Genomic DNA, 15,182 nt, shown 5'->3' with positions numbered 1-15,182 from the left:
TAACAGTATAGGATTTGAACTCATTAATTATTAGCTACTTTTATAATAATAAGTAAATTGATTTACTCATTGTTAACATTAATAAGCTGATCATAATCAAACCTAGTTGTAAACATTTATATTAGTCAGAGATCAATTATGACGAACGGAACAACTTCATTAAAAGTGAACAAATTCAATAACAGCACTTTACAAAACCCACAAACGGATAAAATAGCCATCGAAAAACCGGTTGCATTGATTTATAACGGAATTTCACATGTTGTTATGATGGCAACACCTAAAGATCTTGACTATTTTGCTATTGGTTTTTCATTAACAGAAAACATAATTCAGTCAGTTAATGATATTTATGGTATTGATATTATTGAACGATCAAAAGGAATCGAAGTTAATATTGAATTATCATCAAGACGTTTCGCTCAATTAAAAGAAAAACGCCGTAATCTAACGGGTAGAACAGGATGTGGAATTTGTGGTACCGAGCAAATTGAACAAGTCTGTCAAAGAATTTCTCCCCTTCAAATAAAAGATAAAATTGTATTATCTAATTTTAGTGAATCGCTTTCATACTTAACCCAAGTCCAGTCGGTTGGTAAACAAACTGGGTGTACACATGCTGCTGTCTGGCTTGATTTAAATGGGCAACTCCTAGCTGGTTTTGAAGATATCGGAAGGCATGTTGCATTAGATAAGTTACTTGGTTATCGAGCTAAACAACAACAATTGAATGATCGAGTTCAGAAAGGAGTTATTCTGGTTTCTAGCCGTGCTAGCTACGAAATGGTTCAAAAAACAGCCATATGTGGAATCGAAATTCTTTTGGCAGTTTCAGCTGCAACTTCAATGGCTATTGAAAATGCCAAACAAAATAACATAACGTTGATTGGATTCTTTCGAGGTGATAAAGGAGTTATTTATTCAGATTTCGGACGTATTCTTGAATGAGATTAAATTTAATCTGAGCTAAAAGCTTTTAAATAACCGAATCATACAAAAAAATGCTATTTTATTGTATGATTGCCACTAATCAATTTGCAAATAATAAATTGAATAATAATAATAAATTTTTTATACCACAATTAAATTAAAGATAAATTAATAAGCATCTTTCTTTATTTCATGAAGATCAGCATAATATACAACTACGGATTACAAATACATTGTTTTTCTTGTAGATTTTTAGATGATCTTTTTCTGAAAATGAATAAAAGGATTATATATATTAGCTATGATATTTATTGAAAGCATAACGATATATAACCTTATTACTCAATAACTGACAATGATTGTTGGCAAAATGACATCTAATTTTTTGTGATTATCGTTAATCACCCATTTTTCCGTTTTTTGTTAATTTGAAAGGGTAAAGTCATGCATCAAACATCTGATATACAGCAAGCAGTTAATTTTATTAAACAATATACCAATAAAAAACCAACGATTGGGATTATTCTTGGTTCAGGTTTAGGTCCTTTTGCCGATACTCTTGAAGATGCAGTTCGTATTGCTTATGATACGATTCCTCATTTTGCTAAATCTGCCGCTGTTGGTCACGCTAACGAGTTGGTCATTGGTCAAAGCGGAGATAAAACCGTCATCGCAATGAAAGGTCGTTTTCATTATTATGAAGGTTTTTCATTAGATCAGGTAACTTTTCCAGTTCGTGTAATGAAAATGCTCGGCGTTGAAAAACTGATTATTACTAATGCTTGTGGTGCTGTAAATACGACTTTTAAGCCCGGTGATTTAATGCTGATCACTGACCACATTAATCTAACAGCCAATAATCCATTGATAGGACCGAATAATCCAGAACTTGGCGTTCGATTTTTAGATGTAAGTGAAGTTTACAATAAGCAATTACGTTCGATTGTGTGTGATGCAGCAAACGAACTTAATATTACATTACAACAAGGTGTTTATGCATGGTGGACAGGGCCAACTTATGAAACACCAGCTGAAGTTAGAATGATTCGTGTTTTAGGGGCGGATGCAGTGGGAATGTCAACAGTACCAGAAGCAATTATTGCTCATCATTCGGGTATTAAAACTATTGGTATATCTTGTTTAACTAATATGGCATGCGGCATATTAGATCAACCTTTAGGTCATGAAGAAGTGATTGAAACAGCAGAGCGTGTTAAATCAACATTTTTACAGCTAATCACTAAGACTATAGCGCGTTTTTAATCAATACTTTTTATTATTTAATATGTTAAATAAAAAGTTCGCATTATTTTAGGAATAAATAATGAACATCAAAGATAGATTAAAAATAATGATGTTTTTCCAATATTTTATTTGGGGAAGCTGGTTAGTGACTTTCGGTGGTTATCTGTTCAATACATTGCATTTTTCAGGCGCCGAAGTAGGAATGATTTTTAGTACAAAAGGTTTAGCCGCATTAATAATGCCATGTATTATTGGCATTATTGCTGACAAATTTTTGCAACCCAAATATTTGTATATGCTTTGCCATTGCATTTGTGCTTTTGCGCTATTTTATGCAGCATCAGTCAATAATTCGACAATGCTATTTTGGGTGATGTTATGCAATGCATTGGCTTTTATGCCAACTATTGCATTATCAAATTCAATCAGTTACCACTGTCTGGATAAGGAAAATTTTGATACAATAACTGTTTTTCCAAAAATTAGAGTATTTGGTACTATTGGTTTTATTGTCGCAATGTGGATGATTAGCCTGCTGAAATTTGAATTAAGCAATGCTCAGCTTTATGTTGCCAGTGCAGCATCAGTATTGCTTGTAATGTATAGTGCGACGTTACCCAATATTATCATAAATAAAATCCATCAACAGTCTTGGAGTTCACGCTTAGGCTTAGATGCATTTGTACTATTCAAAAATCCCACCCTAGCCGTATTTTTTCTATTTTCGATGTTACTTGGTGCAATATTACAAATCACCAATACATTTGGAGGTGCATTTTTACATGATTTTGGTAAAATTTCAGAGTTTAAAGATAGTTTAATTGTAAAGTATCCAGCTATTTTATTATCCTTTTCACAAATGGCAGAAGTAGCATTTATTTTGACTATTCCTTTCTTTCTCAAGAAATTTGGCATAAAAAAAGTCATAATGATCAGCCTGGTTGCTTGGATTCTTCGATTTGGTCTGTTTGCTTTTGGTGATCCAACACCATTTGGTTTTGTATTATTAATGTTATCAATGATTGTGTATGGCTGTGCGTTTGACTTTTTCAATATCTCGGGTTCAATTTTTATTGAAAAAGAAGTGAATCCGAATATACGATCGAGTGCGCAAGGTTTATACATGACTATGGTCAATGGCATTGGTGCTTATTTAGGATCAATAATAAGTGGTTTTGTCGTTGATATGTGTACACATAAAGGTGTTAAAGATTGGCAAATGATTTGGATCATTTTTGCATCTTATGCGCTTATATTAGGAATAGTTTTTTATTTTACATTTAACGAGCGCACAGCAAATTAGAGCCTATTGTGTATTAATTTGCTGGTCAAGCTAATGAGCTAAACATTATAGCGTACATTCTGTTCTGATTCGTTTAGTAGCCTTTATACTAATTATTGAATAATTTATGAGGTGCAGGGGAATTTCCCTTGTGGACTCTAATTGTGTTTGTTGAATAAATATTTTGTTAGAGTAATGAGATTTAAAATATGAAAGAGAAATTTTTGGGTGGTTTGTTGGTTTTTTTTGGAGCCTGTAGCTTTGGAGTGCTCTCTTCTATCGTCAAAACCGCTTATAAAGATGGCTATACATTAGGTGAAGTGACTGGTGTCCAATGTTTTTTAGGTATGTTAATATTGTGGTTGATTCATTTTCTGGTTAAAACAATAAATAAATCTAAAATTGATTTAACCCCAAAACGTCCTTTAACGAAAAAATGGAAAGTCTGCGCTGTTGGTATTTTTCCAGGGTTAGTAGGAATTTGTTATTATCAATGTGTACAATTAGTTCCTGCTTCAATTGCTATAATATTATTGATGCAATATCTATGGATCAGTATCATCATTGATTTTGTTATCTTTAAAAATAAACCGACTAATCTTCAAATTTTAACCGTAATAGCAATTATTTTCGGTAGCTGTTTAGCTGCTGGTATTTTTAATGAAGACATAAAATTGAATTTAACTGGCTGTCTATTTGGATTTTTAGCTGCATTAATGTACTCATTATTCATCACAACCAGCAGTAATATTGGTAATGATTTACCAACATTAGAAAAAAGTGCATTAATGATAACCGGTGCTTGCATTGTGACATTTTTAATTTTTCCACCTACGTTTTTCTTTAAACTAGATATGAGTGATAAACTTTATCAGTTAGGTTTTTTATTATCTTTATTTGGGACAGTTTTACCACCATTTTTATTTTCTGTAGGTATGCCTAAAATAGGGATTTCATTAAGTGCAATATTATCAGCAGCAGAGTTACCCGTAGCAGTTACCTGTTCTTATTTTTATTTAAAGGAATTCGTGTATTTCAACCAATGGACAGGAGTGATAATTATCTTATTGGCGATTGCTATATCCAATTTAAAACATATAAAAAAATAATAAGTTATTTTTTGTGAGTGCGGTTCACTACCGCACTTCAGCAAATGAGAGTTTGTTAATATCAATTAGCATAATATCTTGAAAAAATTTTATACATAACTTTTTAACCATTTAACAAATAAATCAGCTTTAGGATTATATCTTTCTTTTGGGGTACATATATAATAATGCTGAGAACACATCACTTCCATCCCCTCAAATGGGGTAATTAATAAGCCCGATTCGAGATAATTTTTTATGACTTGCTTCCTTCCCATCGCTATACCTGCATGATTTATTGCAGCAGTTGCCGCCAAGTCTGAACGATCAAAACATATGTTTTGCATTTCGTTAAAATCATAAGATAATGAAAAATGTTTGGCCCAACTTTCCCATTCATCAAAGTTCGAGTCATATCCCCATGCTTGGGTGTCATGCAATATAAAGCATTTCGATAAATTTTCAATTTTATTATATAAATCATTTTGTTGTGCATAATATGGGCTACACACAGGAACCATCGTTTCATTTAATAAATGTTCACTATTTAAATCATCATAAATCAGATCATCAAAATAAATAGCTAAATCAATCCGGTGACGACTAAAATTAATAATTTCATTACCCGATACAATGTTCAATGATATATAAGGGTAATGTCGAGCAAATAGTGATAATTTTGGGATTAGCCAATTTTGAGCAAATGAGGGTCTTGAATAGATAGTTAGAGTACCAAAAACTTCTTGATTTTTAATCTCCAGTATTTCTTGATTTAAAATATTTAAAGATTTTTTGACCACTTTAAATAGGTTCATACCTTCATGAGTCAGAGTTATTCGTCGATGATATCGTTGAAATAATTTAAATGAAAGTTCATCTTCTAGTTTATTGATTTGATGACTGACCGCACTTGGACTGATACAAAGTTCTTCAGCAGCCAATGCAAATGATAAATGACGCGCAACAGACTCAAAAGTATGCAGTTTAGATAACTGATAACGATTAACAACATGATTTTTAACTAAAAACCTATTTTCATCATACATAATAATTCTCCTTTACTAATCCATTAGTATATTAATTCATGTATTTGCGTTCCAAGATTTACACTTCTAAATAATTATTTACACGAAATTTATTGAAATATTAGCTTTTTTTGATTTTAATCACATTTATAGATGAATTTAATTCAAGTTAAACCCATAATTGATCATTTGTCAAATTATCGCCAAAAACTTTTAATAAAGCTAGCAATTAATAATAAAAGAAAGGAGGTAATATGGATTCGCAGTTGTGGATTATAGGTGTTTTAATCACCAGCATTATCCTTATAGTAATCTCGATTATAAAATTTAGACTTCATCCTTTTTTAGCGTTATTACTTGCTAGCTTTTATGTAGGTGCATTGATGAAAATGCCTCCACAAAAAATGATTGCAGCAATCGAAGACGGTATAGGTAGTACATTAGGTTTTCTAGCTACAGTAATAGGTTTGGGTACCATTCTTGGTAAAATGATGGAAATTTCAGGCGCTGCCGAGCGCATAGGGTTGACATTACAAAAATGTCGCTGGTTATCTCCACAAGTTACTATGGTGCTAGTTGGGCTGATTTGTGGTATTACCCTGTTTGTAGAAGTAGGTGTAGTTTTATTAATTCCATTAGCTTTTTCAATTGCTAAAAAAACTAAAACGTCCCTTTTGACGCTAGCTATTCCACTTTGTACTGCTTTAATGGCAGTTCATTGTATCGTTCCACCTCATCCTGCTGCACTATTTGTAACAAATGCATTAGGTGCGGATATTGGAACAGTAATTGTTTATGGGTTAGGTATTGGATTATTAGCATCACTAATTGGCGGACCAATCTTTCTAAATTGCATAAAAAATAAAATTCCTTTTAAAACTGTGCCTGAAGAGTTTTCAGATATGAAAGTGAGAACAGAAGAAGAACTTCCTTCTTTAGGCACAACATTATTTACCGTATTACTACCGATTGTTTTAATGCTAATAAAAACAGCTGCAGACTTTATTGTCGATAAAAATTCTTTTAATTACTTAATATTAGAATTTCTTGGTAATCCTATTACAGCAATGTTTATTGGGGCCTTTGTAGCTTACTATATGTTGGGTATTCGGCGCAATATGACTATGTCCGTGTTGTTATTTAAGACAGAAAGTTGCTTTTCATCCATTGCCAATATTTTATTAATAATTGGTGCAGGTGGTGCATTTAATGGCATTCTAAAAAACAGTGGATTAAGTGATGGTTTAGCCGGTATTTTGTCTCATTTTGATATGCACCCAATTTTATTGGCATGGTCTGTATCGATAATTTTACATGCCGCTGTGGGATCCGCCACTGTTGCTATGATGGGAGCAACCGCCATCGTTTCACCAATGTTATCTCACTATCCTAACTTGAGTCCAGAAGTCATCACATTAGCAATCGGTTCAGGAGCTATTGGGTGCACAATTGTTACAGATTCTTTATTTTGGTTAGTTAAGCAATATTGCGGTGCAACATTAAATGAAATATTTAAATACTACACATCAGCCACATTTATTGCTTCATTAGTCGCATTAGCAAGTACTTTTTTACTATCTTATATTATATAAAATAAATTACAGGAATAAATTATGATCACTAAAGATGTTGAAAAGTTGATACAAAAATATCCTTTAATTGCTAATTTAATACAACTAAAAGAGACTGCTTGGTTTAATCCTAATATAACGAGCTTGACAAATGGATTATCATATGTAAAATTGAATGAGCAGGATGTTAAAGATGCAAGTGATCGATTAGCGAGATTTGCTCCTTACTTATGCAAAGCATTTCCAGAAACAGCAGTAACAAAAGGAATAATTGAGTCCGAAGTTGTTCCGATTCCCAATATGAAAGCGGCCCTTGAAAGCCGTTATCAACGCAAGATCACAGGAAGTCTGTTCCTCAAGAAAGATAGCCATTTACCAATTTCCGGTTCCATAAAAGCTCGTGGCGGTGTATATGAAGTACTGACACACGCAGAAAAGCTTGCTATTGAAAATGGCTTATTAACCGAAAAGGATGACTACACCAAATTATTTTCTGACAGATTCAATCAATTTTTTAGTCGATACAGTATTGCAGTAGGTTCAACAGGTAACTTAGGTCTATCTATTGGTATTATGAGTGCTAAATTAGGTTTTAAAGTTAATGTTCATATGTCTAGCGATGCTCGCGAGTGGAAAAAACAGAAATTACGTTCAAACGGTGTAAATGTTATCGAATACCAACAAGACTATAGTGTTGCAGTTGAAAAAGGCCGTAAAGCTGCAGAATCTGATCCTAATTGTTTTTTTATCGATGATGAAAACTCAAAGATCTTATTTTTAGGGTATGCAGTAGCTGGTGAACGCCTTAAAAAGCAATTTACTGAGATGAACATAAAGGTGGATAAACAACATCCATTATTTGTTTACCTTCCTTGCGGAGTGGGTGGTGGACCTGGAGGAGTTGCATTTGGATTAAAACTGACGTTTGGTGATGATGTACATTGCATTTTTGCTGAACCAACCCATTCACCTTGTATGTTTTTAGGTGTTTATACTGGATTACATGACCATATCTCTGTTCAAGATATTGGTATTGATAATGTCACCGCTGCTGACGGTTTGGCCGTAGGCAGACCTTCGGGATTTGTAGGTCGTGCAATGGAAAGATTAATTGATGGTTATTACACCATTAATGATCAAGAGATGTATGATTTACTCGGTTTATTAAATAAACAACAACAAATTCAATTAGAACCCTCAGCTTTAGCTGGAATGCTTGGTTCATTACATGTTGAAAACAATTCAATATATTTAGAAAGAATTAATGTTTCATCAGAAATTTTAACAAATGCGACTCACTTAGTTTGGGCAACTGGTGGTGGCATGGTTCCAAAGGAGGAAATGGGAAAATATCTTAGCCTTGCAAAAATATAAAAAAATGAATATTGATCTTATAAGCAATCAATTCCATGGTGATTTATTTTATTAAAATAATAACACCATGAAAGTTAATAATAAAGTGAAAGTAAAAATTAGCAGTTTTAGTTGATCATTTTGTTGACTTAAAACATCTTTACAACATAGTAACAATCGTTTTTTTAATTGTCCTACATATTGTCATATTATTGTCCTGAATAAAAAGGAAGTTATAGAATGAAGACACATAAAAAACCATTATTTACCTTAGTACAGAGCAGTGAATCAATACCGGAAACAAATACGTTAAGTTTTTTAGACTCTAAATTAAATTATCCTGATAGTATTAATGAAATTATTGCGTTGCGCATCAAAGAGCATAAATTACATCACGGTGAATACAAAGATAAGGAATTTAATTGTAAACACCTTAATGATAGCAATAAAGAATTTCGTTTTATATTTGGTGAAAACTTTGAGTCAGAGCACCATAAGAAACAAATTGGTATCTTAAAAGATGAATTAGCTTTAGCTAAAGAATCAAATAAAGTTAAACAATTACTTGGTAGCCGTTTAAAACAAATGGCAAAAATTTACCCTTGCGTTGAAATTGATCTAAATAATATCAATGTGATACCAACAAAAATTAAAGAACATCTTTTTGCCCCACCATTAATATTAACGGATGATAATGCCATTATGCTTTGGGATGATTAATCAGTTAATATTAATTTTTACGAAAAAATCTACAGCAGTTATGCTGTAGATTTTACTGATAACACTTTAGTAATCCAATTAATAAGTTTATACGTTCAACTTTTCTTTTTCATGTTTATTTTAAAATAAGCTGATAATTGTTTTAATAAAGGGATTCTATTTCAGTTAACGATTAAACGAATTTAACTCAACTGTTGAAAGCACTTTCACCATGACTGTTAATATCAAGACCTTCACGTTCATGTTCTTCGCTGACGCGTAAACCAACGCAAATATCCGCAATTTTATAAGCCATAAAAGCAACAACAGCAGTCCAAATGACACAGGTAATCACACTCATGAGTTGAATTCCAACTTGAGTAGTCATACCTATCCCATCGGCATAACCTACCCCACCTAATGATTTTGAAGCAAAAATACCCGTCAATAAGCAACCAACGATACCACACACACCATGCACACCAAATACATCACAAGTATCATCGATCTTTAAAATTCGTTTTAGTGATGAGACACCCCAAACACCAGCAAAACCACAGATAAAACCTATTAACATAGCACCAGCCACACCAACCAATCCGGCTGCCGGTGTGATTCCCACCAATCCAGCTACCACACCTGATGCTGCACCTAAACATGACGGTTTTCCTCGTAAAATCCATTCGGCAAACGACCAAGATAAAACTGCTGCGGCTGTTGCAGTGACAGTATTGATAAACGCTAATGCCGCAACTTCATCAGCATGAGTTGAAGATCCTGCATTAAAGCCAAACCAACCAATGTAAAGAATTGCAGCACCAAGATAAACATAAGGAAGATTAAATGGTTTTAATGGCTCACGATTAAAACCGATTCGATTCTTTAGTAGATAAGCACCCATTAAACCAGCCACTGCAGCATTAATATGAACAACTGTGCCACCGGCAAAATCTAATGCACCTTCTTCTCCTAAAATACCGTCTCCCCATACCATATGTGCCATTGGTATGTATGCAAATGTAAACCATAACACCATAAAGATTAATACAGCAGAAAAACGTATTCTTTCTGCGAAAGCACCAAGTATTAAGCAGCATGTAATACAAGCAAAAGATCCCTGAAATGCAACCCAAATTAATTCATAAATTGAACCAGAAACATCTTTTATATCAATGCCTGCTAACATCAAGTGTTCAAAATTACCAAAAAACCAGTTCCCCTCACCAAAAGTAAGCGTGTAGCCATAAAAAATCCATAAAACAGAAATAAGTGAAAAAGTAACTAAAACTTGTGAAAGCATCGATAACACGTTTTTTGAACGTAGTAAACCTCCATAAAATAATGCAATCCCAGGAATAGACATAAAAAATACTAATGTGGTACAAATCATCATAAAACCATTATCTGCGTTGTCCGCATGTTCCATAACATTATCTGCGAAAGCGCACGTTGGGAAGATAAAACATAATGGTAAAATACATTTCTTCAACATAATATTATCCTTAATTATGATTACAAAGCTGATTCATCCGTTTCACCGGTACGAATACGAACTACATGCTCAAGTGAAGTTACAAAAATTTTACCGTCACCAATTTTGCCAGTATAAGCAGCTTTAGAAATAGTACTAATAACTTCATCAAGTTCTTCATCATTGATGGCTAAATCTATTTTCACTTTAGGTAAAAAATTAACGTTGTATTCCGCTCCGCGATAGAGTTCTGCATGTCCTTTTTGTCGACCGAAACCTTTAACTTCAGTAACGGTCAATCCGGTAATCCCGATATTTGATAATGATTCTCTGACTTCTTCTAACTTGAAAGGTTTAATAATTACTGTGACTAATTTCATCAATTACTCCCCAAGAATATGGTATATGCATGAAATCATGCAAAGTCCGTGCCATAAAACCAACTTTAAGCTTTTACTTTACCTATCTAATAAAATTAATAAATAAATTACTTGGAATGGCCAATCTGATTTGTTTTCACCGTCATTATTTCGACTTACAACAAATTGTAAATTTTCTTTTATTTAAAACTCAATGCATAAAAATACTATTTAATTAATATGCTATTGAATTGAAATATTGTGCTATTTTTGGATGATGCAGTAAAAATGCTTATTAATTAACCGGAAATGTTGATCTGAACGTTATCAAAATTGCTGTAAACTGAGATGAGATTATCAGTCATACAATAAGCTTGTTGTGTGAATTGACTCACTTTAAAATTTTTATTAATGACAATAATAGAGATAATTTTTATTACGCACAAAAATAGTGCTTATGCTTCTATTTGGTGCTAATCCCGATAAAAGGATAGTAGGATTAAAAAGTTACCATTAATTTACGATATTCATCATAAGCAAAATGATCGGTCATACCGCTAATATAATCTTGTAATAATCGACAGCGATAATAAAATTCCCAATAGGCAAATTTAGGATCATTTTTCTCAATTGAATTTGTTGCCTGTAAATAAGCATCACAATGTTTAGCAGAGAGTTTATGATAAAGTCTAGTTTCGATAGGGTATTGCTGATGGTTGTTTTCCTTGACAAGTTTGAAAAATTCAAAAGTTGGCATATTTAATAACGGGCTGTAAATATCCAATAATCCACTAATGATGCGATAACCTTGTAATTCTATATTTTCTACTGATTCATGATTAAAAACATGTTCAACCCCCACACTTTTAAATATTTTTAATAATTGATATTCTGCCCCATGATCTTCTAATAATGCATAATTAAACGAACCATGATAAATATCTTCAATATTTTCAACAAAACGTTCAGCAGCATGAGAAACAAGTTTGCCAATGGTATTTACACGTAAATACATAAAAAATTGCCCAACAGCGATTGAGTTAAATTTCTTTTGCATAAGATTTGCGTATGGACGTTTTACTACTTTATCAAATAAATCACCATTTTTAACACTTCCCCAAGCTTTTTCTAAACAATGATAAAGTTGTTGAACCGTAAAGAGTTTTTTTTCAACTGCATCTTCAAGATCCGCAATACAGTAGGAGATATCATCGGCAGCTTCCATAATATAAGTCAGTGGATAACGATGAAAAGATTTAATTTCCAATTGTTCGGATAATTTTTTTATAAATGGCTCTTCAGATAAATAATAACCAGGTTTTTTCATTAAATAAGAAAACTCAGTTGGTATATCTTCTTTAGGCCAATAAGCGGGTTTGGTGTATTTTAAGATTGAGGCAACTTGTGAATAAGTAAGATTTAATTTTTGGATACTATGGACTAATCTTATGGCTTGAGCGTTACCTTCAAAGTTTGATAAGTCACGACGGATTTTGATTTTTAATTCTTTAATCGTGTCATCATCCAACTCTTGTGGTTGAAGTACGGAATATTTTGGTAGACAATCCATTCCTAACTGTTTAACAAACCAGTGATTTATTGCTTTTTCACCGAAATGTCCAAATGGAGGATTACCAATATCATGCATTAAGCAAGCCATTTCAACTAAACTTTCTATCGACGTAACAGCATTATCTAATCCAAAGGTTTTGAGTTTTTTTGATTCGCTTAGTCGTTGGATGATTTCTTTCACAATATATCGACCGACTTGTTGAACTTCCATTGAGTGAGTGAGACGAGTTCTGACTACTGAATTCCTTTCTAATGGAAATACTTGTGTTTTTTGTTGTAAACGTCTAATCGCAGCAGAATTGATTATCCGTCCACGATCACTTTCAAACTGGCGAACAATTGAATAGGGATCAGTTAAAATCTCGTTTGTTCTACGAGCATCACGCTGATAATTGATTTTTCTGGAAAAGTCTATCATATTCAATCCTTTGTTTTTAAGCTGCTACAACTGTTGTTTCGCCCATTCAATCGATGATTGATACTCTTGAGGTAAAAGCGTTCTTAAAAGCGATAAAGAATGTTTCAATTTATCTGATTGATTGTGAGTCAAATTTAGATGTCCAACTTTACGACCTTCTCTAACTTCTTTTTCATACCAATGTAAATGAACTAAATCAATAGACAACCAATTTAGGTTCAATTCTGTACCAACTAAATTGATCATAACCGAAGGTGCAAATACATTAGGTTGTGGAAGTGGTAATGCTAATATCGATCGCAAATGTAATTCAAATTGACTAATAGATGCACCATTTTGTGTCCAATGCCCACTATTATGTACCCTTGGTGCTAATTCATTGATAAATAAGTTATCACCAATGACAAAGCATTCCATTGCCAATACACCAATATAATTAAGTTTATTCATAATGACTGTTAGCATTTTTTCTGCTTTAGCTTGTAATACTGGATATTGATTAGGGATTGCGACACTCACTTTTAAAATACCGTTTTGATGCAAATTGTTGGTCAGTGGATAAAAAGCGGTTTCACCATTTTTGTTACGCGCACCGACTAAAGAGATCTCTTTTTCAAACTTGATAGTCTGTTCTACAATCGCGTTGTGGTATATATCATTAGGTATTGTTATATTGTGATCATTAGTGATACGCCACTGCCCTCGACCGTCGTATCCTCCGGTTCGACGTTTGACAATTAATGATTTACCTAGCTCTGCAAATAACTTTTTCCAATTTTGAGGATCATCCAATAAAGACCATTTCGCCGTAGGCAAAGCTAGTTCATCAAATAGCTGTTTTTGAGTTAGACGGTCAGCAATAATCGGGAAAACATCTCGATTAATGAAATGAGAATGATTGGCCAGAATTTGAGTAAAAGGCGTGTCCGGCCAACGTTCAATTTCGGCAGTAATGATCGAATGCTGGTATGGGATAGTTGTTGGATCAACATCTGAACCAACAGGAAACACATGAACACCTAACGGTTCACCAGCTTGTTTTAACATTCGACCTAATTGTCCATTTCCTAAGACACAAACGGATTTAATCATCATTTTAAGCATCTACTCTTGGATCAGGATTATTTAATACTTCATCTGTTTGGGTTAATCGCCAAGTAGTTAAACGCTGATGAAGCTCTTGATCGTGCAAAGCAAGAATTTGTGCTGCTAATAGCGCAGCATTGGCTGCTCCTGCTTTACCAATAGCTAGTGTTCCAACGGGTATACCTTTTGGCATCTGTACAATAGAATACAGGCTATCAATACCATTTAATGCGGCGCTTTGAACAGGAACGCCTAATATTGGTACTAAGGTTTTGGCCGCTAACATACCTGGCAAATGCGCCGCACCACCCGCTCCTGCAATAATGATATCAAAACCACGTTGTTTGGCTTCTTGGGCAAATTGAAATAATTTATCAGGTGTTCGATGAGCTGAAACGATTTCAACATGATAAGTGAGAGTTAAAGCATCAAGGATTTCAGCAGCATATCGCATGGTTGCCCAATCACTTTTAGAGCCCATTACAATGGCAATTTTAGGTTGAATATGCATATAAAATTATATGTGTATATAAAATATTATGTTGTAGGAGTATACACCAAATTTTAACATATGGGGATAAGAATAAACAGGATTTGAAATATCTATATTAAAAAATTCAATCAGTTCACCTAAGAAAACATTTTTAGTTCCTAAGATTTAAGTATGTAAACGAAATATTTAAAATGGATCCGCCATCTATGATGGCGGAATGACAATAATTTATTGCTTTATCGCAGCAATGATTTTTATTTCAACTAAGTAATCAGGATTCATTAAACCTGCCTGTACAGTACAACGTACCGGCGCAAATCCTTTAACAACCCACTCATCCCAAGCTTTATTCATCGCTTCAAAATCGCTTTTATTTTCTAAAAATATCGTCACATCTAAAATATGATTTTTATCACTGTTTATACTCGCTAAAATTTTATCGATTTCTTCAAGAGCACTCTTAGTCTGATGGTAAGCATCATTGATTAAATTATTTGGCACACTAGTGTAATAAATAACATTATTATGGATCACTGCTTCGGACCAACGATCTTGTGGATCAATTCGAATAATTGTCATCATAATTTCCT

The 15,182-nt window shown here is 33.2% G+C and carries 13 protein-coding genes and 1 pseudogene; 7 read left to right on the top strand and 7 right to left on the bottom strand.

Annotation, left to right across the window (positions count from 1 at the left end; all coding sequences use genetic code 11):
- The first annotated feature begins 138 nt into the window (after nucleotides 1-138).
- The 4 genes from fdhD (at nucleotide 139) to J4T76_RS08565 (ending at nucleotide 4,566) form a co-directional block, all read left to right on the top strand.
- The gene (gene fdhD / locus J4T76_RS08580; protein WP_267340520.1) at nucleotides 139-948 is read left to right on the top strand and encodes a formate dehydrogenase accessory sulfurtransferase FdhD; all 810 of its coding nucleotides are present in this window, start codon (nucleotides 139-141) and stop codon (nucleotides 946-948) included.
- A gap of 426 nt (nucleotides 949-1,374) precedes the next feature.
- Entirely contained in the window at nucleotides 1,375-2,193 is an 819-nt protein-coding gene (locus J4T76_RS08575; RefSeq protein WP_267340521.1) for a purine-nucleoside phosphorylase, read from the top strand.
- A gap of 61 nt (nucleotides 2,194-2,254) precedes the next feature.
- Nucleotides 2,255-3,478 (top strand): nucleoside permease, encoded by a 1,224-nt coding sequence (locus J4T76_RS08570; RefSeq protein ID WP_267340522.1) that lies wholly within the window; start codon nucleotides 2,255-2,257, stop codon nucleotides 3,476-3,478.
- 188 nt (nucleotides 3,479-3,666) lie between these two features.
- Nucleotides 3,667-4,566 (top strand): EamA family transporter, encoded by a 900-nt coding sequence (locus J4T76_RS08565; protein ID WP_267355654.1) that lies wholly within the window; start codon nucleotides 3,667-3,669, stop codon nucleotides 4,564-4,566.
- Between the two features lie 89 nt (nucleotides 4,567-4,655).
- On the opposite strand, the gene dsdC is transcribed toward J4T76_RS08565, so the two are convergent.
- Entirely contained in the window at nucleotides 4,656-5,591 is a 936-nt protein-coding gene (gene dsdC / locus J4T76_RS08560; RefSeq protein WP_267340524.1) for a DNA-binding transcriptional regulator DsdC, read from the bottom strand.
- A 233-nt stretch (nucleotides 5,592-5,824) separates the two neighbouring features.
- Between dsdC and dsdX the strand changes: the two genes are divergently transcribed.
- The 3 genes from dsdX (at nucleotide 5,825) to J4T76_RS08545 (ending at nucleotide 9,214) form a co-directional block, all read left to right on the top strand.
- Nucleotides 5,825-7,162: a D-serine transporter DsdX gene (dsdX, locus tag J4T76_RS08555; RefSeq protein ID WP_267340525.1), complete on the top strand. Its 1,338-nt coding sequence runs from the start codon at nucleotides 5,825-5,827 to the stop codon at nucleotides 7,160-7,162.
- 21 nt (nucleotides 7,163-7,183) lie between these two features.
- Nucleotides 7,184-8,515: a D-serine ammonia-lyase gene (locus J4T76_RS08550; RefSeq protein ID WP_267340526.1), complete on the top strand. Its 1,332-nt coding sequence runs from the start codon at nucleotides 7,184-7,186 to the stop codon at nucleotides 8,513-8,515.
- Between the two features lie 219 nt (nucleotides 8,516-8,734).
- Nucleotides 8,735-9,214 carry a hypothetical protein gene (locus J4T76_RS08545; RefSeq protein WP_267340527.1) on the top strand — a complete coding sequence of 160 codons (480 nt, stop codon included), beginning with the start codon at nucleotides 8,735-8,737 and terminating at the stop codon, nucleotides 9,212-9,214.
- Nucleotides 9,215-9,401: 187 nt separating this feature from the next.
- Here J4T76_RS08545 and amtB read toward each other — a convergent pair.
- The 6 genes and pseudogenes from amtB to J4T76_RS08515 form a co-directional block, all read right to left on the bottom strand.
- Nucleotides 9,402-10,610, bottom strand: a pseudogene (gene amtB / locus J4T76_RS08540) (ammonium transporter AmtB); the annotation flags it as partial.
- Nucleotides 10,611-10,705: 95 nt separating this feature from the next.
- The gene (gene glnK, locus J4T76_RS08535; RefSeq protein ID WP_267340529.1) at nucleotides 10,706-11,044 is read right to left on the bottom strand and encodes a P-II family nitrogen regulator; all 339 of its coding nucleotides are present in this window, start codon (nucleotides 11,042-11,044) and stop codon (nucleotides 10,706-10,708) included.
- A gap of 478 nt (nucleotides 11,045-11,522) precedes the next feature.
- A complete protein-coding gene (gene dgt / locus J4T76_RS08530; protein ID WP_416380527.1) occupies nucleotides 11,523-13,019 on the bottom strand; it encodes a dGTPase in 1,497 nt (498 codons plus the stop codon).
- A gap of 18 nt (nucleotides 13,020-13,037) precedes the next feature.
- The gene (gene purK / locus J4T76_RS08525; RefSeq protein ID WP_416380311.1) at nucleotides 13,038-14,102 is read right to left on the bottom strand and encodes a 5-(carboxyamino)imidazole ribonucleotide synthase; all 1,065 of its coding nucleotides are present in this window, start codon (nucleotides 14,100-14,102) and stop codon (nucleotides 13,038-13,040) included.
- Nucleotides 14,103-14,109: 7 nt separating this feature from the next.
- On the bottom strand, nucleotides 14,110-14,610 hold the full coding sequence (gene purE / locus J4T76_RS08520; RefSeq protein WP_267345599.1) for a 5-(carboxyamino)imidazole ribonucleotide mutase: 501 nt from the start codon (nucleotides 14,608-14,610) through the stop codon (nucleotides 14,110-14,112).
- Between the two features lie 210 nt (nucleotides 14,611-14,820).
- The gene (locus J4T76_RS08515; protein WP_267345597.1) at nucleotides 14,821-15,171 is read right to left on the bottom strand and encodes a RidA family protein; all 351 of its coding nucleotides are present in this window, start codon (nucleotides 15,169-15,171) and stop codon (nucleotides 14,821-14,823) included.
- Between the last annotated feature and the right edge of the window lie 11 nt (nucleotides 15,172-15,182).

The organism is Gilliamella sp. B3022 (assembly GCF_028751545.1).
In the GTDB taxonomy this organism is placed as follows: domain Bacteria; phylum Pseudomonadota; class Gammaproteobacteria; order Enterobacterales; family Orbaceae; genus Gilliamella.
Note: the sequence above shows the minus strand (reverse complement) of the source record. Positions and strands in the feature narration are given on the sequence as shown.

Bases quoted from the DNA above. Each gene is read 5' to 3' on its own strand.
- J4T76_RS08550 (WP_267340526.1), top strand. From the start codon at position 7,184: ATGATCACTAAAGATGTTGAAAAGTTGATACAAAAATATCCTTTAATT.
- J4T76_RS08575 (WP_267340521.1), top strand. From the start codon at position 1,375: ATGCATCAAACATCTGATATACAGCAAGCAGTTAATTTTATTAAACAA.
- glnK (WP_267340529.1), bottom strand. From the start codon at position 11,044: ATGAAATTAGTCACAGTAATTATTAAACCTTTCAAGTTAGAAGAAGTC.
- purE (WP_267345599.1), bottom strand. From the start codon at position 14,610: ATGCATATTCAACCTAAAATTGCCATTGTAATGGGCTCTAAAAGTGAT.
- J4T76_RS08515 (WP_267345597.1), bottom strand. From the start codon at position 15,171: ATGACAATTATTCGAATTGATCCACAAGATCGTTGGTCCGAAGCAGTG.
- dsdX (WP_267340525.1), top strand. From the start codon at position 5,825: ATGGATTCGCAGTTGTGGATTATAGGTGTTTTAATCACCAGCATTATC.
- fdhD (WP_267340520.1), top strand. From the start codon at position 139: ATGACGAACGGAACAACTTCATTAAAAGTGAACAAATTCAATAACAGC.
- dsdC (WP_267340524.1), bottom strand. From the start codon at position 5,591: ATGTATGATGAAAATAGGTTTTTAGTTAAAAATCATGTTGTTAATCGT.
- J4T76_RS08565 (WP_267355654.1), top strand. From the start codon at position 3,667: ATGAAAGAGAAATTTTTGGGTGGTTTGTTGGTTTTTTTTGGAGCCTGT.
- J4T76_RS08570 (WP_267340522.1), top strand. From the start codon at position 2,255: ATGAACATCAAAGATAGATTAAAAATAATGATGTTTTTCCAATATTTT.
- J4T76_RS08545 (WP_267340527.1), top strand. From the start codon at position 8,735: ATGAAGACACATAAAAAACCATTATTTACCTTAGTACAGAGCAGTGAA.